Origin of the sequence: Arthrobacter sp. CAN_A212 (assembly GCF_015752345.1) — a bacterium.
In the GTDB taxonomy this organism is placed as follows: domain Bacteria; phylum Actinomycetota; class Actinomycetes; order Actinomycetales; family Micrococcaceae; genus Arthrobacter_D.
Genome location: NZ_JADOUT010000004.1, coordinates 92600 through 114640 on the forward strand (window position 1 = coordinate 92600; position 22041 = coordinate 114640).

Below are 22041 nucleotides of genomic sequence, written 5' to 3' on the forward strand. Positions count from 1 at the left end.
GCGCTGCTTTGTCGGCCCGCATGGGTTACTCCGGAACGATATTGACCAGCTTGGGAGCCCGCACGATGACGGTCCGGATTCCCCTGCCATCGAGGGTCTTCTGGATCTGGTCGCTGGCCAGGGCCAGCTCTCGCAGCGCATCCTCGGTGATATCCGGCGATACTTCGAGCCGGTCACGGACCTTACCCTGCACCTGCACGACGGCGACCACCGTGTCCTGCACCAGCAGTGCCTCGTCAACGGCGGGCCAGCCAGCCGTGGCGACGGAGGCGGGGTGGCCCAGCCGGTTCCACAGGTCTTCGGCCGTGTAGGGCGCGAACAGGCTCAGGATGATCGCGACCGCCTCGGTGGCTTCGCGGACAGCCGGATCGGCGCCGCCGACGCCCGAGTCGATCGCCTTGCGGGTGGCGTTGACCAGTTCCATCACGCGGGCAATGACCACATTGAATTTGTTGCCTTGCAGCAGCGCGGCACTGTCCGCGACGGTCCGGTGGGTGATCGACCGCAACGCGCGGTCCCCACTGGCCGGGTCGCCGTCGGGCGCGCTCGTCACGTCCAGGCCCAGCCGCCAGGCGCGGGCCAGGAACTTCGACGAGCCCGACGGCGACACGTCAGCCCAGTCGACGTCGTCCTCTGGAGGGGAGGCGAACACCATGGTGAGCCGGATCGCGTCCACGCCAAACTTGTCCAGCTGCTGGCTCAGGTCCACACCGTTGCCGAGGGACTTGCTCATGGCCTTGCCGCCGTTGAGGACCTGTCCCTGGTTCAGCAGTGCCGAGAATGGCTCGGTGAAACCGATCAGGCCCAGGTCATACAGCACCTTGGTGAAGAACCGGCTGTACAGCAGGTGCAGGATCGCGTGCTCCACGCCGCCCACGTACTGGCCGACCGGCAGCCAGCGGTTCACGGCGTCGGTGTCGAACGGCGCATCGGTGGTGTCCGGCGACGCGAACCGCAGGAAGTACCAGGAGGAGTCGACGAAGGTGTCCATGGTGTCGGTATCCCGCTTCGCGGGACCGGCGCACTGCGGGCAGGGCACATTCACCCAGTCCTCGACGGCGGCCAGTGGGGACGTGCCCTTCGGCGACAGATCCCCGCCGCGCAGGTCCTCCGGCAATGTGACGGGCAGCTGGTCGTCGGGGACGGGCACCTCGCCGCACGTGGCGCAGTGGATGATCGGGATGGGGGTACCCCAGAACCGCTGCCGGGACAGCAGCCAGTCGCGCAGCCGATAGTTAACCGTGTGCTCGCCGGTGCCGTGTTCGGCGACCAGGTCGATCGCGCGGGCGATCGCCTCATCCTTGCCCAACCCGTCCAGCTCGCCGGAGTTCACCAGCGTGCCATCGCCGGTGGTCGCGATGCCGGACACCGCAGGGTCCTCGGCGCCGGTGTCCACGACCATCCTGACCGGCAGGTCGAAGGCCTTCGCGAAGTCCAGGTCGCGCTGATCGTGCGCAGGTACCGCCATGATGGCGCCCGTGCCGTAGTCGGCCAGCACATAGTCGGCAGCCCAGACGGGCAGCTTCTCGCCGTTCAGCGGGTTGACGGCCCAGCGGCCGGTAAACACGCCGGTTTTTTCGCGCTCGGTGGACTGGCGTTCAATCTCCGACAGGGACTTGATGGCCTCCCGGTACTGCACCAGCTCGGCACGGTGGGACTCGGTGACCAGGTCCAGGGCCAGCGGCGCGTCAGCTGCCACCACAAAGAACGTGGCGCCGTGCAGCGTGTCCGGCCGGGTGGTGAACACCGGGACGCTCTGGGCAGACTGCCCGTCGGCCTCCTCGATCACGAAGTCGACGTGCGCGCCCTCGGAGCGGCCAATCCAGTTGCGCTGCATGGCCAGGACCCGCTCGGGCCAGTGGCCCCGCAGCTGATCCATGTCGTCCAGCAGGCGGTCAGCGTAATCGGTGATCTTGAAGTACCACTGGTTCAGGCTCTTCTTGGTGACCGGGGTGCCACAGCGCTCGCAGGCACCGTTGACGACCTGCTCGTTGGCCAGCACCGTCTGGTCCTTGGGGCACCAGTTGACCGGCGAGTCCTTGCGGTAGGCCAGCCCCTTCTCGAAGAACCGCAGGAACAGCCACTGCGTCCACTGGTAGTAGCCGGGATCGGACGTGTGCAGCCGGCGTGACCAGTCGACACTGATCGCGTAACGCCGGAAGGAATTCGCCTGCGTTTCAATGTTCGTGTAGGTCCACTCCGACGGGTGGGCGTTGCGCTGGATAGCGGCGTTCTCCGCGGGCAGCCCGAATGAGTCCCAGCCGATCGGGTGAAGCACGTCGAACCCCTGCTGACGGTAGTAGCGCGCGACGACGTCGCCCATCGCAAACGCCTCGGCGTGACCCATGTGCAGGTCGCCCGACGGGTACGGGAACATGTCCAGCACGTACCTGCGTTCCCGGGATCCGTCGTCGGCGGGCTTGAACGGCTGGAGCCGGTCCCACTCCGCGGGCCACCGGGCTTCAATGTCGGCGAAACTGTAGGTGTTCTCGTCCGGTTGCCCGGCGTCGGCTTGCGTGCTCACGTGTTGTTGCCCTGTCCTCTTGATCAATTGCCCCTAGACACACAAAAGCCCCTCGTCCAAGGAGGGGCAGGCCGCACGGTCGGACGTGCGGCTAGCTAAGAAGTTGTACTACAGACATGAATCTACCCTAGCGCAGATTGGCGTCCGTGACCCCGCCGCGCAGGTTACGATTATTCTGGTACGCGCGCCCGCAGGACGCGCTGCCATGCCGAGGCGGAATGCGCCCCCGGCCTGATCGGCCACCGGCCCCGCAAGGGGAATACCCACCTGAGTCAGGATCCGATAACGGTGGCCCGTCGCATTGTGAGGCACGATCGCATGACACAGCTCTTTTCCACTGTTGATCCCCTTCCCGCAACCCTGGGCGACGACGCCGTCGCCCTCGTCCGGCGCTGGCTCCACCTGGATGAATCCCGTCGCCCCGAACCGGCAGCTACCCGCGGATCGCGATCGGCGCAGCTGCTCGCCGAGGTCCTCAAGGACGACGCCGGACTCCAGTTCACGCTCGGTTTCGTGGACCGGGTGATCCGGCCCGAGGACAACGCCGTCGCCGCACGCAACCTGTCGAAGCTGGCACGGCAGACTCCGTCGTTCCTCCCCTGGTACATGCGGGGTGCCGTGCGGCTCGGTGGCGCACTCGCACCGACCCTGCCCGGCATTGTGGTGCCCGTAGCCCAGCGGGTGCTGCGGGAGATGGTGGGACACCTCATTGTTGACGCGCGGCCACACAAACTGGGTAAGGCGATCGCCGGGCTGCGGGGCGAATCGGTCCGGCTGAACATCAACCTGCTGGGTGAGGCAGTCCTCGGCAACGAGGAAGCCGACGCCCGGCTGGCCGGTACCACCAAACTTCTGGCGCGCGACGACGTCGACTATGTCTCGATCAAGGTCTCCTCAGTGGTCAGCACCATGAACCTGTGGGACTTCCACGAGACCGTGGAGCGGGTCGCGGAGCGCCTGCTCCCCCTCTACCGACTTGCGGCGTCCTCCCCCGCTCCCAAGTTCATCAACCTGGACATGGAGGAGTACCACGACCTCGATCTGACGGTCGCCGTGTTCAAGCGGATCCTCGACACCGAGGACCTGTTGCACCTCGAAGCAGGGATCGTGCTGCAGGCCTACCTGCCCGACGCCCTTGGCGCACTGCAGGACATCACCGGGTGGGCCACCGCGCGCCGCAGTCGGGGCGGCTCGGCCGTCAAGGTCCGGCTCGTGAAGGGCGCCAACCTGGCCATGGAGCTGGTCGACGCGAAGGTGCACGGCTGGGAACCAGCCACCCTGCCGTCCAAGGAAGCCACCGACACCAACTACAAGCGCTGCCTCGACTGGGCGCTGCGTCCCGAGAACGCCGAGGCGGTCAGGATCGGCGTGGCAGGGCACAACCTGTTCGACATCGCTTTTGCGCGGCTGCTGGCGCTTGCCCGCGGGGTCGAGGACCGGATCGAATTCGAGATGCTTCTGGGCATGGCCGAGGAGCAGGCGGAGGAGATCAAGAAGGACGTGGGCTCGCTTCTGCTGTACACGCCGGTGGTCCACCCTGCGCAGTTCGACGTCGCCATCAGCTACCTGATCCGCCGGCTGGAGGAAAACGCAAGCCAGGAAAACTTCATGTCGGCTGTCTTCGAACTGAACAAGAACCCTCAGCTGTTCGAGCGGGAGAAGAAGCGCTTCCTCGCTTCGTTGGCGGCCGTGGACAACACCGTCCCCGTCGCGAACCGTTTCCAGGCCACCGACCGCTTCGTCTCGGCAGCGCCAGGCGAGTTCGCCAATCAGTCCGACTCGGATGCGTCCCTGCCCGGTATCAGGGACTGGGCGACCGCAATATTGGAACGTGTTCCTGGGTCAACGCTCGGGGTCGACCTGGTGAAGGCCTCCTGGCTCGCGACGAACGACGACGTCGACCGTACGGTCGATGCGGCGCTCGCCGGCCAAACCGAGTGGTCCGCGCGCTCGGGCGCCGAACGGGCTGTAGTGCTCCGCAGCGCTGCCGCCCGTCTCGCCACGATCCGCGGTGACCTGGTGGAAGTAGCAGCCAGCGAGACGGGCAAGACGGTTGCAGAGTCGGACCCCGAAATCTCTGAAGCGATCGACTTCGCCAATTACTATGCGCTGCTCGCCGAGGAGCTGGACCAGGTGGAGGGCGCCGAGTTCGTACCGGCACGGCTGACGGTTGTCACACCGCCGTGGAACTTCCCGGTGGCTATTGCCGCCGGCTCGGCACTTGCCCCATTGGCGGCTGGCAGCGCCGTCGTCGTGAAGCCTGCGCCGCAGGCCAAGCGGTGCGCCGCGGTGCTGGTGGAGGCACTCTGGGAAGCCGGTGTGCCCCGGGAAGTCCTGCATTTCGCTGACGTTGAGGAGGGTCCCGTGGGGCAGCACCTCATCTCGCACCCCTCGGTGGACCGGGTCATCCTGACCGGCGCCCACGACACGGCGAAGCTGTTCCGCAGCTGGCGGCATGACCTGCCCTTGCTTGCCGAGACCAGCGGCAAGAACGCCCTGATCGTGACCCCCAGCTCCGACCTCGACCTGGCTGCTGCCGACGTCGTGAAGTCAGCGTTTGGGCATGCCGGGCAAAAGTGTTCGGCTGCCTCACTGGTGATTCTGGTGGGGTCGGCCGGGAAGTCGGCGCGGTTCCGTAACCAGATGGTCGACGCCGTCGCCTCCCTGAAGGTGGGGTACCCCGAAGATTCGGCCACCGAGATGGGCCCGGTCATCGAGCCTGCCGAGGGGAAACTGCACGACGCGTTAACGACGCTGGGCGAGGGCGAAACCTGGCTGGTGAAGCCTCAACAGCTGGACGACACCGGACGGCTCTGGAGCCCAGGCGTCCGGGCGGGCGTGAAGCCGGGCAGCTACTTCCACCTCACCGAGTTCTTTGGACCGGTCCTGGGTGTCATGCACGCCGACTCCCTGGAGCAGGCCATCGAGTGGCAGAACGCCAGCCCATACGGTTTGACGGCGGGCATCCACACCATGGACGGCGACGAGTTGGCGCTGTGGCTGGATTCCGTCCAGGCCGGCAATTTGTATGTGAACCGCGGCATCACTGGGGCAATTGTGCAGCGTCAGCCGTTCGGTGGCTGGAAGCGTTCGGCTGTGGGGCCAGGAGCCAAGGCCGGAGGACCCAACTACCTGATGCACCTCGGCAGCTGGAAGCCGGTCGAGCTGCACCCCGGGAATGTTCACGCTCCGCTGAGCGGACCGGTCCGTGATCTGCTGCATGCAGCCGACATTCCCGCCGTCGACCAGGGGTCCCTGGCCCGGGCGACCGCCGACGACCAGCGTCACTGGGTCAAGTCGTTCGGGGCCAACCGCGACGTGTCGGGCCTCGGGGTGGAACGCAACGAGTTCCGTTATGTTCCGGGTCCGGTCACGGTGCGGCTCAACGAGGACGGCACGCTCGCTGGTCTGGTCAGGGTGCTTGCTGCAGGGCTACGGGCCGGAGCGACGCTGCGGGTTTCGTCGGCTCACCCACTGCCGCCTGCGCTGACGGCTGTCCTGTCGGCTCATAATGTTGAGCACGGCGTGGACGACGACGCCGCGTGGCTGGAGCACGCGCCTGCGGCCTCGCTGGGTCGGGTCCGGCTGATTGGCGGCGGCTATTCGGAACTGTGTGCAGCCACCGACGGCGATCCTGATGTGGCCATCTACGCTGGTCCGGTCACCGAGTCGGGTCGGATCGAGATGCTCCCGTTCCTGCACGAGCAGGCGGTGTCCATTACGGCTCACCGGTTCGGCAACCCGGACAGCGTCTCGCACACGGTGCTCCACTAGGCGCGTTTGCTGGGGCGGTTGGATTTGCCCCTTCCGTTGATCCCCTCCGCCGAGCGGTGAGATCTGACGGGTTCGGACGATCCGGACCCGCCTTTTCTCACCGCTCGGCGGATGTTCAGGGTGCTAGAGCGCGGGGATCGATTGTTCCTGCCACTGGGCATAACTCAGCCCGGTGGCGGAAACAATCCAGCTTATTCGGCCATTGGTTGGTCGGCCGGTCACGACGGCGGCAGCAGCGCTCGGGCTCTTGAACGCATAAGGCCGAGCAAACCGACGGAGAACGCCGAAGTCTTCAAACGTTCCGTCCACGCGGAGTCGTTCGTAGAGCTTCTGGTATCCGGTGTGCCCGCTTACCCACTTGCTTCGCACTGCGGATCCTTCGTAGACAATGAACTCACCATCGATTTCCTGACCACGGGCGGTTCCTCCGTCTCCCGGAACGCCTAGTTCGAATACCGGTGACGAGGCTTTCGGCCCGTCCGGATCCGTCGCCTCCGACTCGTTGCGTGGCACTTCTCTGAACGCATCGATGCCAAGCAGCGGAAGCACGATCCGTGCCTGGCTGATGAAGTACTCCATGTCTGAGATATCGGCCTCTGGCAACGGCAAAGTGGGTGGCGCGGTCTTGTTGACGATGGTTGTCCGGTCGGTCGACTTGCCCAATTGGATGAACCGGCTTTCCAGATACCGGACGTGAGCTTTCGTGAGGTTCGCGTCCTTGCTGGTGAGCAGTAGTGCCCTGGTCCAGAAGTCTTTACCTCCCTCCAATTCACCGCGGTTGTGCATCTTCAGGCGGGTGCCGACGTCGTCGCCTTCACCGATGTATAGCATCTGGTCATCGGGGTCGCCCTCGTTCACTCCGGTCAGGAAGTACACCCCGGTCTTCCCTGCCTCTGGCCGGGCGAGAAGCGACGCGAGGTCCGACCGGGACCCGGCAACAATCTGTCCAGTCCAGTTCATGATTTCGGCCGTCAGGAGTCCGCCCGGCATGCCGTCGGTCAGGAAAAGTCGGACCTGTCTACCTGGAACCATGTCTAGCCTCGCTATCAGACGTCAGTGGGAATGTGTATTAGGCATCGCGGCTTAGCCGCGTGCTTCCGCGTAGCGCGGTGCCATGGATTCCATCTGCTCCATCACCAACTTGATGGCCGCAGGCTGCTTGTCGGGTGGATAACCGTTCTTCACGAGCAGACGTTTGATCGAGGAGCGTAGTTTCGCGCGGACGTCGTCGCGTACCGTCCAGTCCGTCCGGACGTCGCGCTGCATCACTGCCACGAGGTCGCGGGCAATCTGGGCCAGGATCCCCTCACCCTGCACCTCGACCGCCGATTCGTTCTGTGCCACGGCGTCGTAGAACGCCAGTTCGTCCTCATTCAATGGCGGTGAGAACTTTGCGCCACGGGCCGCCTCCGCCGCAACTTCCTTGGCCAGCGCGACCAGTTCCGCGATGACCTCGGCTGAGGTGAGCTGCTGATTCGTGTACCGGTTCATCAGCTCGGTAATGCGGTCCGAGAAGGCCCGTTCACGGATCACGTTGTTGCGGGTGGTCTTCGCCGACTCCTCTGCCACAAGCTTTCGCAGCGCCTCGATGGCAAGCTGCGGATTCCGGGCCTGCTGCGTCCTAGCGATGAACTCAGGGGTCAGGTCACCCAACGATGGCTTGGGCATCCCTGCGGCTTCATAGATGTCGAGGATCTCCCCAGTCGACGTCGACGTCGCGATCAGGTTACCAAGCAGCCGCGCAATGTCCTCGGGTACTGGCTCACCACGGGATTGCCGGTCGTCGGCGTCGAACTTCGCCATGTAGACGCGGATCTCCTCGTACACCTGGATCTCGGGGCGGAGCTCAGCAAGGTTCTGGGCCCCTGAACACAGGGCCCACGCCCGCGACAGCTGACTCGAGGCCTTCCGGTACCGTTCCGCGAGGGTCTCAACGCCGTCATCGGGCTGGTTGCCCGGCGTCAACGCGCTCCGCAGGTAGTTGACCGAGCCGGTGACCGCATTCTTGAAGGCCTTGGGGGTACCAGCACGGTAAACGGCTTGCCAGTCGAAGCCGGCGAGCATCTCGCGCAACATCTCCACCAGTGATCTGGTGAGCTCGACCGCCTCGTCAATATTCCTGCCGATGGGTTTGTTCTGCTGGTCGGTCTGGGAATACTCAGCCAGCGCCTTAGCCAGATTGTCGGCCAGCGGCGCATACGCCACCAGCAACCCATCCTGCTTGCCGCGGAACGTCCGGTTTACCCGCGCCAGCGTCTGCATCAGCAGCGCTCCCTTCAGCGGCCGGTCCAGGTACAGGGTGTGAAGCGGCGGCGAATCGTACCCGGTGAGCATCATGTCCTTGACGATCACTATCTCGAGTTCGTCGTCGACATTCCTCAGGCGTTCCTTGATGGTCGCGTTCAACGAGTCCCGGCGCACATGGTCAACCACCGGTGGAACGTCCGACGGCGTCCCGGAGTACACCACCTTGATCTTGCCTTTGTCGAGGTCATCCGAGTGCCAGTCGGGACGCAGCGCGATGATGGCTGTATACAGGTTGGCGCAGATCTCCCGGGTGCCGCCCACAATCATGGCCTTGCCGGGCGACTCGATGAACTGGCGCATTTTGCCTGAACGATTTTCCCAGTGCGTGACCAGGTCCTCCGCGAGGGCCGCGATGCGCTGCGGTGCCCCGTAGACGGCGTTCACGACGGCGACGCTCGCCTCGATCCGTGCCCGCTCCGTGTCGTCGAGACTCCGGGTGATGTCGTCGGCCGCCTGGTCGAGGGTTTCCTCGGTGACGTCCTTGGCCAGCGCCACCTTGATTAGCCGTGGTTCGAAATACACGGGGACGGTGGCGCCGTCGTCGACCGCACGGCTGAGGTCGTAGATATCGATGTACTCGCCGAACACGTCACGCGTGTTGCGGTCGTCAAAGGAAATGGGGGTCCCGGTGAACGCAATCAGGGTGGCCCGCGGCAGCGCGTCGCGCAGGTGGCGGGCGTAGCCGTCGAGGTCGTCGTAGTGGCTGCGGTGCGCTTCGTCGACGATCACGATGATGTTCCGCCGGTCGGAGAGCAACGGGTGGTCCACGCCAGCGTCCTTCTCCTTCTGGCTGCGGCCGAACTTCTGAAGGGTGGTGAAGTAGATGCCGCCGGTGGTTCGACTAGCGAGTTCCTCACGCAGTTCGGCCCGGCGGCGGATCTGCCGTGGTTTCTCCGGGAGCAGGAGGCTTTGCGCGAAGGTTTCGTACAGTTGGCCGTCGAGTTCATTGCGATCGGTGATCACCACGATGGTGGGATTGAGGAGTTTCGGGTGCCGGGAGACCTGGTTGGTGTAGAGCTCCATTTCCATGGACTTGCCTGAGCCCTGGGTGTGCCAGACGACGCCGGCCTTGCCGTTGCTCGCAACCGCAGTAACGGTGCTGCCTACGGCCTTGGAGACGGCGAAGTATTGGTGGGGCTTGGCGATTCGTTTGGCCAGCCCGTCCGAACCTTCGTCGAAGGCGGTGAAGTTGCGGGTCAGCTGGACAAACCGTTCAAGGCTGTAGAGGCCGTCGAGGGCGAGATCCAATTCGGTGACCGGCTCGCCGTCGACCAGGGCATCGCGCGCAACCGGATTACCGTCGTCGTCGACGTTCCAGGGCGAAAAGTGGTTCAGCGGGGTGAACGGCGTGCCGTATTTGGCGAGGATCCCGTCCGAGGCGAGGTTGAAGACGCAGAAGCGGAAGGCGAGCGGGAACTCGCGCAGGTAGGTCTGCAGCTGCGCGTGCGCCGCGGGGACGTCGGCCGAGCGGCTCCCCGCCCTCTTGAGCTCGATCACGCTGACCGGCATGCCGTTGCAGTAGAGCACGACGTCGAAGCGTCGTTTGTAGTCGCCCTGGCGGAGGGTGACCTGGTTGACGGCGAGCCAGTCGTTGTCGTCGGCGTCGGCGCTGAGGAGGCGGAGAGTGGGATTGTGCTCGGTGCCGTCGGTGTCAATGTAGCTGATCCCGCGGAAGCCGTCGGTCAAATAGGTGTGGATGCGGTGGTTTTCGGTGATGGCGTCGGTCGACTTGGGGGCCGTGATTTCGGCGACGGCCTGCTGCAGGTACTGCTGCGGCACAGTGGGGTTGAACTTCCTCAGCGCTGCGAGCAACCGTGGCCGAATGAGCAGGTCGTCCCAGGTCTCGCGCTCCCCCGATCCGGGGGCGATGGACTCGCCGGTACCCGGCCGCCAGCCGAGTTCGGCCAGCTGTTCCATGGCGAGGCCTTCCCAGAGCGCTTCGCTGAGACCTGTCACTGCTGTCATACTATTTCCCCCAGTGTGTTGCCGATCACTGGCTCCAGTCTAGGTTCCGTCGGTCACACCTTGTGACCGAGGCGGCCTCACCCGCACTGGTGGGATTCCGACTTCATGTACTTCCAATGAAGTTGCGATAGCTCGATAAGACTGCCGCGGGCATCATCCCGGAAGTGGCATCATGACCAACCTCATCGACATCTACTACCGTCATCCGCGCGGCGGGTTCACCGTGTATATGCCTCGGCAACGCGAAGTCAGACCTCACACGATCACCGCGTGCCGCCACACCTGGAAAATGCTCCTGCGCTACGTCGCTGAGATCCGCGGGGGTCCCACTTGAGCAGGTGACGTTCTCGATCATTGGGTACCGAGATGCACGGGGTCAGGCGTCACGTCGGTGCAGCGCGACGGCCGCGGCTGCGAGAGGGACGATAGCGTAGGCGGCCATCACAATCAGGCTCGCCTGTGTGGAGAGGTAGGCACCCTGCGTCTCGGGTGCTCCGGTGGTGAGCAACGCTGCGGACGCCGGCAGCGGTAGGTAGCTGACGATGGTCTCTACCCAGTCCAGGCGGATGAAGCTGAGGGTGCCGGGCAGTAGCAGCAGGACGGTCAGGGCTACGGTCACGCTGGCGGCGGTGGAGCGCAGGAGCGTGCCGATGCCGAGGGAGAACAGGGCGGCGGCGATAAGGGAGTAGAGGGTGCCGCCGAGGACGCGCCAGGTGCCCGGGTCGTCCAGCGCTGGGACGAGGTCGTACTGCGAGAGCTGGAGCATGGTGACGAAGTAGGAGAGGGTCGCGCTGACGAGGGTCACGGCGGCCGTCAGCACAATCAGGACGAGGGCTTTGGCGCCAAGGACGGGGATCCGGCTCGGAACAGCCGCGAAAGTGGAGCGGATCGTGCCGGTGGCGTATTCCCCGGTGATGAGCAGGGCGCCCAGGACGGCGATGGTGAGCATGCCGAAATGGAAGCCGCCTGCGATGATCTCGGCACCATGCATCTGCTCGACGCCTTGGGCCAGGGCGGGATCGTCGGTCGTGGCGCTGAAGGACATGGCGGAGGCCAGGGCCACCAGCGTGATCACTGCGGCGGTGGAGGCCAGCGCCCACCACGTCGAGCGCAGGGACAGCAGCTTGATCCATTCCCCACGCAAAACCCCCACGAAGGTGGGATACACCTGCGCAGCGGCGAGCGGGTTGGCGGCGGGTGAGGTCATCGGGGGGTCATCGGTCAGTGTGCTCATCGGTCTTGGCCCTTCTGGTCTGTGGTGCTGTGGGCGGTGGTGGGCTCGGATCGGTACTCGACCGCGTCCTGGGTCAGGAACATGTACGCCTCCTCGAGGCTGGCCCGGCGTGGGGACAACTCGTAGAGCGGCAGCCCGTTTCGGAAGGCGACCTCACCGACGTGTTCCGCGGTGGTCCCGCTGACCTCGAGCATCCCGGTCTCGGGAGAGGTGATGGTCACGCTGCCGGTGGCCAGAGCGGCGGCGAGCTCACAGGAGCGCGGGGATCGCACCCGCACAGCGCCGCTGGCGACGGAATCGATGACCTGTTGGACCGAGCCGGTGGCGATGATGTGACCGCGGCCGATCACCAGGAGCTGATCGGCGGTCTGGGACATCTCGCTCATCAGGTGCGAGGACAGGAACACAGTCCGTCCCTCGGCGGCCAGATCGCGCACCAGTTGGCGAACCCACTGCACGCCCTCAGGGTCGAGCCCGTTGACCGGCTCGTCGAGAATGAGCGTCCGGGGGTCACCCAGGAGTGCGGCGGCGATGCCCAGGCGTTGGCTCATGCCGAGGGAGAACCCGCCGACGCGCTTGGTCGCGGCCCCGGCCAGGCCGGTCATCTCGATGACCTCGCTGACGCGGGAGGTCTTGATGTGGTGGGTGGCGGCCATCGTACGCAGGTGCGAGCGGGCGCTGCGGCCGGGGTGCACGGCCTTGGCGTCGAGCAGGGCGCCGACCTCCCGCAGCGGGGAACGGTGCTGCCCGTAGGGCTTGCCATTGACCGTGACGGTGCCCGACGTCGGCCGGTCCAGTCCCATGATCAAGCGCATCGTCGTGGACTTGCCGGCACCGTTCGGGCCGAGGAACCCGGTCACGGTGCCGGGCGCGATGGTGAAGCTGAGGGTATCCACAGCGGTCTTATCGCCGTAGCGCTTGGTGAGCTCGTGTGCCTCGATCATGACCGGGACCTTCCTGGGTGTTGGTGGGACTGGCGGATCTGATCCGGTGGCTCGGCGTGCCCGTCACCTGCCGGTAGGGGCATTGGATGGCCCCTACCGGACGGGGGTGCTCCTGGGTTCACGCTTGCTGCTGGGCGCGAACGGCTTCACGGTCCGGGCTGGTCGGCATGGTCACCGACTGTGCGGTGCGGGGCCAGGTCCAGGCGGAGCGCAGGATGAAGGCCAGGATCAGCAGCTCGACTCCAATGGTGAGGCCGTAGTAAAAGGCCCAGTCCCAGGTCGCCCCTGCCGCGTTGAAAACGGAGAGAGGGATGAACAGCAGGGCAACGACCAGGTTCATGGCCCGGTTCGCCCGGGGAGGCAGCGCCATCGAGAGCAGCACCATCAAGCTCGGGATCGCTATGATCACGAAGAAAATGGAAACCAATGTCCCGGTGATGTCGAAGACAAAGATCTCGCCACCCCGGATTACATCAATTTCGCCGGGCTGGTAAAGGTGGAAGTAATCGATGTAAATGACGAGGAACATGAAGCTGGTCCAGGCGGCCGCGAGCTTGGCCTGCACCGGGATCCGCGGATTGTCGAGCAGGGTCGGGGTTTTCGTTTGGAGGGTCATCGGTTTTACTTTCGATTAGAGCGGTCCGTCCGCCGGAGTGGCGGCAGGTCTGGGCGTGCTTTCATGCGGGTTGGGTCGTTCTCGTCGGTCCTATCGGTCCGGTCGTCAGACGGTGATCACGACCTTCCCTCGGGTGTGGCCGGCCCCGACGTAGCGGAGGGCGTCGGCCGCTTCGTCCAGGGGGTAAGTGCGGTCGATGACGGGCGTGACCTGCCCGGCTGTCAGCAGCTCAGCCAGGGTGAGCAGGTCCTGGCGCTTCCCGAGCGACATGAAGGGCTTCAGCTGCTGACGGGTGAACCCGGACAGCACACGCGCTTTGACGATCCGACCGAGGGGGCCGAACCAGCGGCCCCCTCGTCCGCTGTTGGGGATCAGGGTGCCGGTGGGCGTCAGCGCTCGCCGGGCAGCCGCCAGGGGCTGGGCTTCGACGTTGTCGAGGATGACCTCGTAGCCTTTCTCGCTGCGGGTGAAGTCGGTCCTCGTGTAGTCAATGACGTGGTCGGCACCGAGTGACCGGACCAGGTCGACGTTGCGGGTGCTGCACACACCCGTCACCTCGGCACCAAACGCCTTTGCGATTTGCACGGCGAAGGAGCCTACGCCGCCTGACGCGCCCGTGATCAGCACCGTCTGGCTCGGTTGAACGTTCGCGATCTTGCGCAATGCCTGCAACGCCGTCATGGCCGAGGTGGGCACCGCTGCCGCGTCCACGACCGACAGGTTGGCAGGCACGGGCACGAGGTTGTCCGCCGGGACGCATGCGTACTCCGCGAGTGCTCCAGCGGTGCTCCAGCCGAACACCTTGTCGCCGGGGCGGAGAGTGGTGACATCCTTGCCTACCGCTGCCACCACGCCGGCAAGGTCCATGCCAGGGATACCGTGGCGCGGCCGGCGGAACCCGTACACCAGGCGCACCATGTACGGCTCGCCGGTCATGACGAAGTAGTCGCCGGGGTGTACCGAGGCCGCGCCTACCTGGACGAGCACCTCCCCTCGACCGGGTAGCGGTACCCCGATCTTGGACAACTCGAGCACTGAGGGCGGGCCGTAGCGGTGCTGGACAGCGGCCCGCATCGTCGCCGCCCCGCCCAGACTCGCCCCCGGCACCAGGGGTGCTCCGGCATTCGATCGCTGTTCGTTTCCCACAGAAACCTCCTTGCATCCACGCAACGACTTTCGCTGCCCGTACACCGTACGACGTACGTTGTACGATAGAGTGTGATCGTACGCTGTACTAATGTCAAGCATTGTGAGAAAGCGAGGAATTTGTGTCCGCTAGGGAACAACGCCAGGTCGCGTCAGACGCGGGGCTGACCAAGCACCGGGTGGTGGTGGAGGCGATCCGGCTTGCCGACCGCGAGGGGGTCGAAGGGTTGAGCATGCGCCGGCTGGCTCGCGAGCTTGGCGCGGGCGCGATGTCGCTCTACCACTACGTGGCGAGCAAGGAGCAGTTGCTGGACGCGATGATCGACGTCGTGTTCGAGGAGATTGAGCTCCCGCCCGAGGAGACCGACTGGCAGTCGGCGATGCGACGGCGTTCGGTATCGGCCCGACAGGTTCTCGCGCGCCACCCGTGGGCGATTGGCCTGATGGACTCGCGGACATCGCCGGGGTCCGCGCACCTCCGCCATCGCGAGGCTGTCACCGCCTGCCTGCGGAGGGCGGGTTTCTCAGCCTTGATGGCGACCCACGCCAACTGGCTGCTCGACAGCCTTGTCTACGGTTACGCCCTGCAGGAAGCCAACCTGCCGTTCGATACGGCCGATGAGTTCGCGGCCATGGCCGAGGACGTCTACCTGCCCCAGCTTCCTCCAGACGAGTTCCCCTACCTCAACGAGTCCGCCGCGGCACTCGTCGCTGCCGACTACGACCCGGCGGAGGAGTTCAACTTCGGCCTCGACCTCGCCCTGGCCGCCCTCGAACCCTTGAGAGCCTCCGCATAGCGACGCTCACGGACCATCGCGCGGCTCCCAAACGCGGGTGGCTACTGGAGTTGGTCGGAACGAAGCTCCCTCATCGGCGGAGTCCATCCCAGACCGGTCATTTTAGGTTGCCCCTTGCCGCCTTTCACTGGATAGGTCGACGTCGTTTCGGACCTATCCAGCGGCACCGGTTGTGTCAGACGAGTTCCTCGACCAGCATTTCGGCTGCTTTGACCCGCAGTTTCCCGGACATGAGTTGTGGCAGAAGAGCATCGCGGGTGGTGGCCAAGCGGGAAGACTCCTCACCCAGGTCCTGCATCATCAGGAAAAGGTTCGATGCCACTTCGTTGAAGGCATTCAGATCGGCGCCGCTAGGTAACGCCACAGCCTTCAACGAACAAAACTCCGAGAACGCCAAGTTCTTTATACCGGTGGATCCATTCTCATACTGAAAAAACTCTCCCCGTTCCCAACAATTTCGCAGTAGAGCGTACACGAAGTAGGCGTTCACTTTATCTTCCAGCTTTACGATCCTGCAGAAATTAGAACTTGAAATTGGTAAATGGAGGCGTCGAAGTAGGCCATCGGTTATAAGAACAGCCCGTCCAGTCGACTGCGTCGGACTACCACCAGACATCTCAACGACAAGGTCTAAGGAAGCGAGCTGACGGCGTCTCAAGCTCGGAGGTTTGAGGAATCGTCGCGGCATCTTCCCTGTTCCGGATCCTTGCAAGTCTGTGATATCGGCACCGCGTATACAGTGAACTTCTTCGGTATTTGGACCTGAAACTCGGTCCGTACCCCAATCACCTCCAACAACTTCATCAACCAATGTCGAAAGGGTTACACCACGCGCTGAATCACCCATTGAAAGCGCCATCCACTGGGCCATGAAGAATTCGTCGATAGTTCTGGTAAGTCTTTTGTTGGCAGCGATCTTGTCGTCGAGCGCCCCCAACACCTCCGCAATCGCCCGCTGCTCGGCTAGCACCGGAAGTTGAACCGTGAGTGCACGTAATTGACCTAGATTGAACCCCGGAATAGTGCTTCCAATGGCACGCGATTGAACTTCAAAAATCATCTTCGGTTGACTCAGATTGTAGTAAAGGAAGAGCGGGTCGATCTGTGCAAGATCCGGACTCAACTTCATCTGCTTATTCGATACGACGTATTTCGGATACCTCGCTGCACTGTCTATTAGTCCGATTTGACCGATTGAACCCCAGCAGGTGAAGACAAGATCCCCCACCCGCGCTGTGCTCCGCTGGAATCCAGCAGCAAGCTCGGGATCCAGGAACACTAGCTGCTCCTCATCCAGCCTCTTTCCTACGTCTTCGCTTAGGTTGCTTCCACGCAGCATCGGAACACCCTCTGCGCGGAAATTTTTCGAAGCGACAGCTGAACCGAACGGACCGGTCGAGAGCGCGGATCGTTCTTTCGATGCGAGGGACTCGATCGTCGCTGCGCGCCACTCGCTCATGAAACCCGCCCCAACTGCTCCCGCACGACTACGGCCAACCGTTCAGATTCAGCGAACTGCTCAAACAGCTCAGCCGACAAACGAGCAATCTTCTCTTCAATCGGCTCGCCGTCGTCCTCAACGTCAGCAGCTCCGACATACCTGCCGGGCGTCAGCGCGTAGTCGGCTGCCTTGATCTCTGCCAGTGGCACCGACTTGCAGAACCCCGCGACGTCGTCGTACTCGATGCCCGACCCCTGAGCCGACGCTGACCCGCGCCACGCGTGATATGTCTCTGCAATCTTTGCGATGTCCTCGTCCGCGAGGGCGCGCTCGGCACGATCCACCATGTAGCCCAGGTTCCGCGCGTCGATGAAGAGCACCTCACCCGACCGGTCAACCGCTCCAGAGGACTTGTCCTTGGCAAAGAACCACAAGCAGACAGGGATGCCGGTGCTGCGGAACAGCTGAGTGGGCAGGGCGACCATGCAGGAAACCAGGTCGGCCTCCACCAGCTGCGCACGGATGTCACCCTCGCCGCCGGAGTTCGACGACATCGAACCGTTGGCCATCACCACACCGGCGCTGCCGCCCGGGGTGAGCTTGGAGATGATGTGCTGGATCCATGCGTAGTTGGCGTTGCCTACGGGCGGAACGCCATACTTCCAACGGGGGTCACTTTCGGACCGGGCCCAGTCCTTGATGTTGAAGGGCGGGTTGGCCATGATGAAGTCGGCTTCCAACTCCGGGTGCTGGTCACGCGCGAACGTGTCGCCCCAGCGGCTGGCCAGGTTGCCGTTCAGCCCATGGATGGCAAGGTTCATCTTCGCCATCCGCCAGGTGCGCTCGTTCAACTCCTGCCCATAGACGGAGATGCTCGACCCCTCCTTGTTGTGCGACTCCAGGAACTTCTCCGTCTGCACAAACATGCCGCCCGACCCACAGCACGGGTCATAGACGCGCCCGTGATCGGGTTCCAGCACCTCGACGAGCACGCGGACGACGTCGGCCGGCGTGTAGAACTCACCGCCCCGCTTGCCCTCGGCTTTGGCGAACTTCTCCAGAAAGTACTCGTACACCTCGCCGAGCAGGTCGCGGGCTTTCTTAGCGCCCTGCCCGGTGAACCGCGCGGAGTTGAAGAGGTCCAGAAGTTCACCGAGACGGCGCTGGTCGATGTTGTCCCGGTTGAAGATCCGCGGCAGCGTTGCCTCGAGCGACGGGTTGGCGCCCATGACGGCGTCCATCGCGTCATCGATCAGCTCACCAATGGTCTTGGCCGCTTCACCGGCTGCTGCCTGCGTGCCCTTTGCGTTCTGTGCGAGGTAGGTCCAGCGTGCCTGCGTCGGCACCCAGAACACCCCCCCGCCCGGTGTACTCGTCGACGTCGTCGATCATTTGGGTGATCTGATCCTCGCCGAACCCGTCAGCGGCAAGTTCAACCCGGATCTGCTCCCGGCGTTCGTCGAACGCGTCCGATACGTACTTCAGGAACACCAGGCCCAGGATCACATCCTTGTACTGGGACGCGTCCATGGAGCCGCGCAGCTTGTCCGCGGCCTTCCACAGGGTGTCTTTGAGTTCCTTCATGGTGGACGGCAGGGCATCCACCTTCACTTTCGGGGGCACTAGGGTGTTCCTTCCATCGGGGCGGCGGGGGTGTGTTCGCCGAGGGTCACGGTGTTGCTCGCTACGCCGTCCATGATCAGCGTAGCGAGTTGAGTGAGTTGGTTGACGCGTTCCAGCGCGGCGAGCCGCTCCTGCTCGACGGCGTCGAGAGTGCGGCTGAGAAGATCTCGCTGGTCGACGTCGACCGCGCGCACTGTCCACGACCTCCACCGCCGCGCTGTCGACGCCTGGCTGTTGATGTCTTCAGCGAGCAGTCTGGCTACCAGTCCCGGCTGACCTCGACCGGGTTGTCCCCCGTCAACAATCCGGAGGATGCGGGCTGGATATGCAACAGCGGCCGCGCCCTCACAGTCGACGATTGCCCACGGCTTCGGTCCGGTGCAGAAGACGACGTCGCCCGGCTCGGTGAGTCGGCCCGCCGGGTATTGTGTAGCGAACCTGAACCGATCCATTGTCGCTAGCGGACCGGCGTCGAGCAGAGACCCTACGGTGAACACCCTGATGGTGCCGGGCGCGGCGGGTTCTCTCTCCAAAAGGTCAGCTACTTCGATCCGGTTTCCGGGGAGGTAGGCCACCACTCCGGCGGCGGCCAGATCTCCGAGAACCCTCTCGACCGGGCTTTCCGGGTTCGGCGTTGGACTCACCGACACATCCAGACTCCGAGCGGTCTCCGGAAGTTCGAGTGATGACAGGAGTTGCTCGATGGCTAGCACCGCGTCCGCTGGCTGAGCGATCCTGTTGCGTGGAAGTGGCCGAGCCCTGACCAGCGAACCGCGTGCCGCGAGCATCGACGACGTCTTCACGAGTCGCGCAAACCGAAACGCATGGCTCTCCACCGATCGCCGATTCCCCATGGCAGCGGCAAGATCGCTGACCAGATCATCGATATCAGTCGTGGACAGTCTCGATCCGGAGAGGTCGGACACCATCGTCCACCGATCAGCCAAGGCCACCTCGGCGTGCGCGGGCCCGAGTACCCACAGAGCCATTGCCCGGCGCGGTTTCGACTTCAGCAAACCTTGAGGCAAGCGGACGACGGCGCGCAACCGACCCGTACGCAAAATGGCTGACCGGATAGCGTCCCCCTCCCCCGCCGGCCCGTCCACACTCAACGGATCACAGAGCGCACTCGCGGGACCGAACACAATGGCGCGTTCATCATTGGTGAGCTGCAGACAGATCGTATCGATGGTATTCAGGACCGCGACGTCGTCCGGGTCCTGGTGCTCCGCGTGAGGGAACTGCGCCAGATGAAGTCCCGAAGTTTGCACGCCAAACAGGCCGTCGGCGTCGTCCGTTGTCTCAAGCACGAGGCCGTGAGTGTACAGACGACGCAAACCACGCCGAGATGCTGCTGAGTCGCTTCCCTTCCAGGCGAGGGCACACCGAACGGGTCCGTCGCCTTCATTCAGCCGCAGCAGAATGTCGCTGTTTCCCGGGGAGTGATCCACGACCAACCTTGGACCGTCTCGCGGGCTGAGCAGCGCGGCTACCGCGGCAGAAACCAGGCTGACGGCATCTTGGTGAATTTCCTCACTTTGCAGTCCGAGCCGCCGCTCGGACGTGAGCAGCAGGTCGAATGCTGCCGCCGGGCTGTAGGCAGCGTCCGCCAGTGCCTCGGCCGTCGCCGCGAGGAAGGCAAGCTGGTCGCCTGCCGCTTCCATTTCGCGATAGAGGCTTTGGTTGTGCGGATCGTGGTCGTCAGCCAGATCCAGCAGCTCGACGTTGGACAGTCCGTTGAGTCGCTCACCGCTGAGAACCATCAGGCACAAGAGGGCCGTCAACGCGTCAGTCTCTGACTGGTCGGCTGATATGCCCGAGCGAAATGCGTCGGCGTCGAGATGAGCGGAGGGGTTGTTGCCACGACCCGTGTCGTGGAGCCATCGGCCAATCTCCGAGGCGTCGAATGCCGGTTGGCTTGATGAGCTGTTGGTCGGCGCTGGAAAAGGGAGATCGGCGTCTCGATAGCGGCGGCGCCACATGGAGACCACCGGACGCGCAACCTGGGCCAGCCGGGCTACGTCGGCAAGGGACATATCGGCTGTGGTCATACTCGGCATGCCTCCTCTTCAATCCGGGGTCCTAGGACCTGACCCTACCTGCTTACTCAACGCAGGCCCGTCAGCACTTGATAAAGGGGGTTATCGCTTGAAACACAGAGAAAACGTTGTTGCGGACCCTAGCGTTCATTCGACGAGCTCTACAACCACCGATCAAAGGATCATCATGAAGTACATACGCCAGATTCACCTTGATAGCCCGGGGACACGGAGCGAACATATCTCCCGCGTGAATCATTCGGATACCCCTACCGGTCCATTGTCCGAATCATCCAGAGCAAAGATCGTGCAGCAAATCGCGTCCGGTACGGAGACCTTTTGCAGCCGTAACACCAACGGCGCCGAGGCGCCGGTGGTGGTGAGGACCAGCGGACTCGGAATCAAGTACATCGCCACTGTCAGCGACGGACGGGAGACCAACAATCTGCTGAGTCTTCCCACGTACTGAGCAAACCCACAGTCTGCGGTTGGAAGCGGCATGGGGGCCGCTTCCAACCGCTTCCTACCCAACAGCACTCTCTTCAGAAGGATCTTGCAATGAAAATTAACTTGGCAATCTACGCAGTCGGACTACTTGCGCTCACCGGCTGTTCGACCGCGGAGTCCGATACAGCAGAGACGCCGGAGACAGCAGATGTAAGCTCGACCGCTCCGGTCGATTCGACTCCGCCATCGGAGCTTGTGGCGACACCGTCCGCGACATCATCGCTCGCGCCTTCTGTGACATCGACGCCTGCGGAGGCCGAGGAGGCCGAGGAGGCCGAGGAGGCCGAGACAAGCGTCCGCGGGAACCTGGTCAAAGACATTGGTGAACCTGCAGGCATCTCCAATACGGAGGACCGCAGCATCAACGTCATCGACTTCACCGTGACTTCAATCGCTCCAACAGAATGTACCGAGGAGTACGCTCAACCCCCGGTCAACGGACACTACCTGGCTGTTCAAATGGACGTCGTTACCCAACCTGAGCTGAAAGATGAGTTCAGTGGCAGCTTCTACGCCGATGCGGGTACCTGGAAGCTCATTCAGGCAGACGGGACCACGTTCAACGGCATGTTGTACGGAAACTCATACGGGTGCCTACCTGAAACAGCCATCCTGCCGCAGTCTATTGGACCCGGAGAGACAGCTTCCGGAACGGTTCTCCTCGATGTGCCCGCCCTCGAGGGAACGCTGGTGTTGTCTTATCTCGGCGAAGACGCGTGGGAATGGGTCATCCCCGAGTCCTAGGCTGGGTTCAGCCGACTTTGGATCGCGTTGAGGTTTCTCAGGACAGTTCTCGAGCTTTCGGACATCAGCAATCTCGGCTTTTGTCAGGCCCCGAAAATTAGTTGAAAAAGTTTCTGGAGCACCCCTGATTTCCCCCTTATTTTGTCAGTGCTGGGTGATGGAATTGAGGTATGGAAAGCAGTGAAGCTTCTTCTACCGGACCGGGATCATCCCCCGATTCCGGTGCGGATTCCGCTTCCGATAGCGGGACTGCGGATACTTCCACGGAGACATCTGGGGAGACGTCCACCGATACGTCCACAGGGGCTTCCTCAGGCTCTTCCTCGGGGTATGGGCCAGCTGGTCCGTTGGGTGTTGAGTCGGTGTGGACGGCCCCGGTC

General features: G+C 63.7%; 14 protein-coding genes and 1 pseudogene. 5 read left to right on the forward strand and 10 right to left on the reverse strand.

The window, feature by feature from the left end; genetic code table 11:
- Positions 1 to 25: 25 nt before the first annotated feature.
- Entirely contained in the window at positions 26 to 2524 is a 2499-nt protein-coding gene (leuS, locus tag IWX64_RS05530; protein ID WP_334683171.1) for a leucine--tRNA ligase, read from the reverse strand.
- A 318-nt stretch (positions 2525 to 2842) separates the two neighbouring features.
- On the opposite strand from leuS, the gene IWX64_RS05535 reads away from it, so the two are divergent.
- Complete coding sequence (locus IWX64_RS05535; protein ID WP_196866161.1) at positions 2843 to 6298, forward strand: bifunctional proline dehydrogenase/L-glutamate gamma-semialdehyde dehydrogenase; 3456 nt, start codon at positions 2843 to 2845, stop codon at positions 6296 to 6298.
- A 123-nt stretch (positions 6299 to 6421) separates the two neighbouring features.
- Here IWX64_RS05535 and IWX64_RS05540 read toward each other — a convergent pair whose 3' ends face one another.
- Both IWX64_RS05540 and IWX64_RS05545 read right to left on the reverse strand, forming a co-directional pair.
- Positions 6422 to 7330: a GIY-YIG nuclease family protein gene (locus IWX64_RS05540; RefSeq protein WP_196866162.1), complete on the reverse strand. Its 909-nt coding sequence runs from the start codon at positions 7328 to 7330 to the stop codon at positions 6422 to 6424.
- Between the two features lie 51 nt (positions 7331 to 7381).
- Positions 7382 to 10570, reverse strand: a complete 3189-nt coding sequence (locus tag IWX64_RS05545; protein ID WP_196866163.1) for a type I restriction endonuclease subunit R — start codon at positions 10568 to 10570, stop codon at positions 7382 to 7384.
- A gap of 172 nt (positions 10571 to 10742) precedes the next feature.
- Between IWX64_RS05545 and IWX64_RS05550 the strand changes: the two genes are divergently transcribed.
- The gene (locus IWX64_RS05550; protein WP_196866164.1) at positions 10743 to 10904 is read left to right on the forward strand and encodes a hypothetical protein; all 162 of its coding nucleotides are present in this window, start codon (positions 10743 to 10745) and stop codon (positions 10902 to 10904) included.
- Positions 10905 to 10946: 42 nt separating this feature from the next.
- On the opposite strand, the gene IWX64_RS05555 is transcribed toward IWX64_RS05550, so the two are convergent.
- From IWX64_RS05555 to IWX64_RS05570, 4 genes are all read right to left on the reverse strand, one after another.
- On the reverse strand, positions 10947 to 11804 hold the full coding sequence (locus IWX64_RS05555) for an ABC transporter permease subunit (RefSeq protein WP_196866165.1): 858 nt from the start codon (positions 11802 to 11804) through the stop codon (positions 10947 to 10949).
- Positions 11801 to 12748 (reverse strand): ABC transporter ATP-binding protein, encoded by a 948-nt coding sequence (locus IWX64_RS05560; protein WP_196866166.1) that lies wholly within the window; start codon positions 12746 to 12748, stop codon positions 11801 to 11803. Before IWX64_RS05560 ends, IWX64_RS05555 begins: the two co-directional genes overlap by 4 nt.
- Before the next feature lie 118 nt (positions 12749 to 12866).
- Positions 12867 to 13364: a DUF6326 family protein gene (locus IWX64_RS05565; RefSeq protein WP_196866167.1), complete on the reverse strand. Its 498-nt coding sequence runs from the start codon at positions 13362 to 13364 to the stop codon at positions 12867 to 12869.
- 105 nt (positions 13365 to 13469) lie between these two features.
- Positions 13470 to 14510 carry an NAD(P)-dependent alcohol dehydrogenase gene (locus tag IWX64_RS05570; protein ID WP_196866168.1) on the reverse strand — a complete coding sequence of 347 codons (1041 nt, stop codon included), beginning with the start codon at positions 14508 to 14510 and terminating at the stop codon, positions 13470 to 13472.
- A gap of 122 nt (positions 14511 to 14632) precedes the next feature.
- Between IWX64_RS05570 and IWX64_RS05575 the strand changes: the two genes are divergently transcribed.
- Positions 14633 to 15307, forward strand: a complete 675-nt coding sequence (locus IWX64_RS05575) for a TetR/AcrR family transcriptional regulator (protein WP_196866169.1) — start codon at positions 14633 to 14635, stop codon at positions 15305 to 15307.
- A gap of 175 nt (positions 15308 to 15482) precedes the next feature.
- Here the strand turns inward: IWX64_RS05575 and IWX64_RS05580 are convergent, their stop codons facing one another.
- From IWX64_RS05580 to IWX64_RS05590, 3 genes and pseudogenes are all read right to left on the reverse strand, one after another.
- On the reverse strand, positions 15483 to 16766 hold the full coding sequence (locus IWX64_RS05580; RefSeq protein WP_196866170.1) for a restriction endonuclease subunit S: 1284 nt from the start codon (positions 16764 to 16766) through the stop codon (positions 15483 to 15485).
- Positions 16763 to 18371, reverse strand: a pseudogene (locus IWX64_RS05585) (type I restriction-modification system subunit M). The gene IWX64_RS05580 and the pseudogene IWX64_RS05585 overlap by 4 nt, the downstream one beginning before the upstream one ends.
- The gene (locus tag IWX64_RS05590; protein ID WP_196866171.1) at positions 18371 to 20422 is read right to left on the reverse strand and encodes a hypothetical protein; all 2052 of its coding nucleotides are present in this window, start codon (positions 20420 to 20422) and stop codon (positions 18371 to 18373) included. Before IWX64_RS05590 ends, IWX64_RS05585 begins: the two are co-directional and overlap by 1 nt.
- Positions 20423 to 20597: 175 nt before the next feature.
- Between IWX64_RS05590 and IWX64_RS05595 the strand changes: the two genes are divergently transcribed.
- Positions 20598 to 20879, forward strand: a complete 282-nt coding sequence (locus IWX64_RS05595) for a DUF3892 domain-containing protein (RefSeq protein ID WP_196866172.1) — start codon at positions 20598 to 20600, stop codon at positions 20877 to 20879.
- 89 nt (positions 20880 to 20968) lie between these two features.
- Entirely contained in the window at positions 20969 to 21661 is a 693-nt protein-coding gene (locus tag IWX64_RS05600; RefSeq protein ID WP_196866173.1) for a hypothetical protein, read from the forward strand.
- The last annotated feature ends 380 nt before the right edge of the window (positions 21662 to 22041 follow it).

What these genes read in the sequence shown, in the direction of transcription:
- IWX64_RS05560 (WP_196866166.1), bottom strand. Translation starts at nt 12,748, where the DNA reads ATGATCGAGGCACACGAGCTCACCAAGCGCTACGGCGATAAGACCGCT.
- IWX64_RS05555 (WP_196866165.1), bottom strand. Translation starts at nt 11,804, where the DNA reads ATGAGCACACTGACCGATGACCCCCCGATGACCTCACCCGCCGCCAAC.
- IWX64_RS05545 (WP_196866163.1), bottom strand. Translation starts at nt 10,570, where the DNA reads ATGACAGCAGTGACAGGTCTCAGCGAAGCGCTCTGGGAAGGCCTCGCC.
- IWX64_RS05580 (WP_196866170.1), bottom strand. Translation starts at nt 16,766, where the DNA reads ATGAGCGAGTGGCGCGCAGCGACGATCGAGTCCCTCGCATCGAAAGAA.
- IWX64_RS05600 (WP_196866173.1), top strand. Translation starts at nt 20,969, where the DNA reads ATGAAAATTAACTTGGCAATCTACGCAGTCGGACTACTTGCGCTCACC.
- IWX64_RS05590 (WP_196866171.1), bottom strand. Translation starts at nt 20,422, where the DNA reads ATGACCACAGCCGATATGTCCCTTGCCGACGTAGCCCGGCTGGCCCAG.
- IWX64_RS05595 (WP_196866172.1), top strand. Translation starts at nt 20,598, where the DNA reads ATGAAGTACATACGCCAGATTCACCTTGATAGCCCGGGGACACGGAGC.
- IWX64_RS05565 (WP_196866167.1), bottom strand. Translation starts at nt 13,364, where the DNA reads ATGACCCTCCAAACGAAAACCCCGACCCTGCTCGACAATCCGCGGATC.
- IWX64_RS05535 (WP_196866161.1), top strand. Translation starts at nt 2,843, where the DNA reads ATGACACAGCTCTTTTCCACTGTTGATCCCCTTCCCGCAACCCTGGGC.
- IWX64_RS05550 (WP_196866164.1), top strand. Translation starts at nt 10,743, where the DNA reads ATGACCAACCTCATCGACATCTACTACCGTCATCCGCGCGGCGGGTTC.
- IWX64_RS05540 (WP_196866162.1), bottom strand. Translation starts at nt 7,330, where the DNA reads ATGGTTCCAGGTAGACAGGTCCGACTTTTCCTGACCGACGGCATGCCG.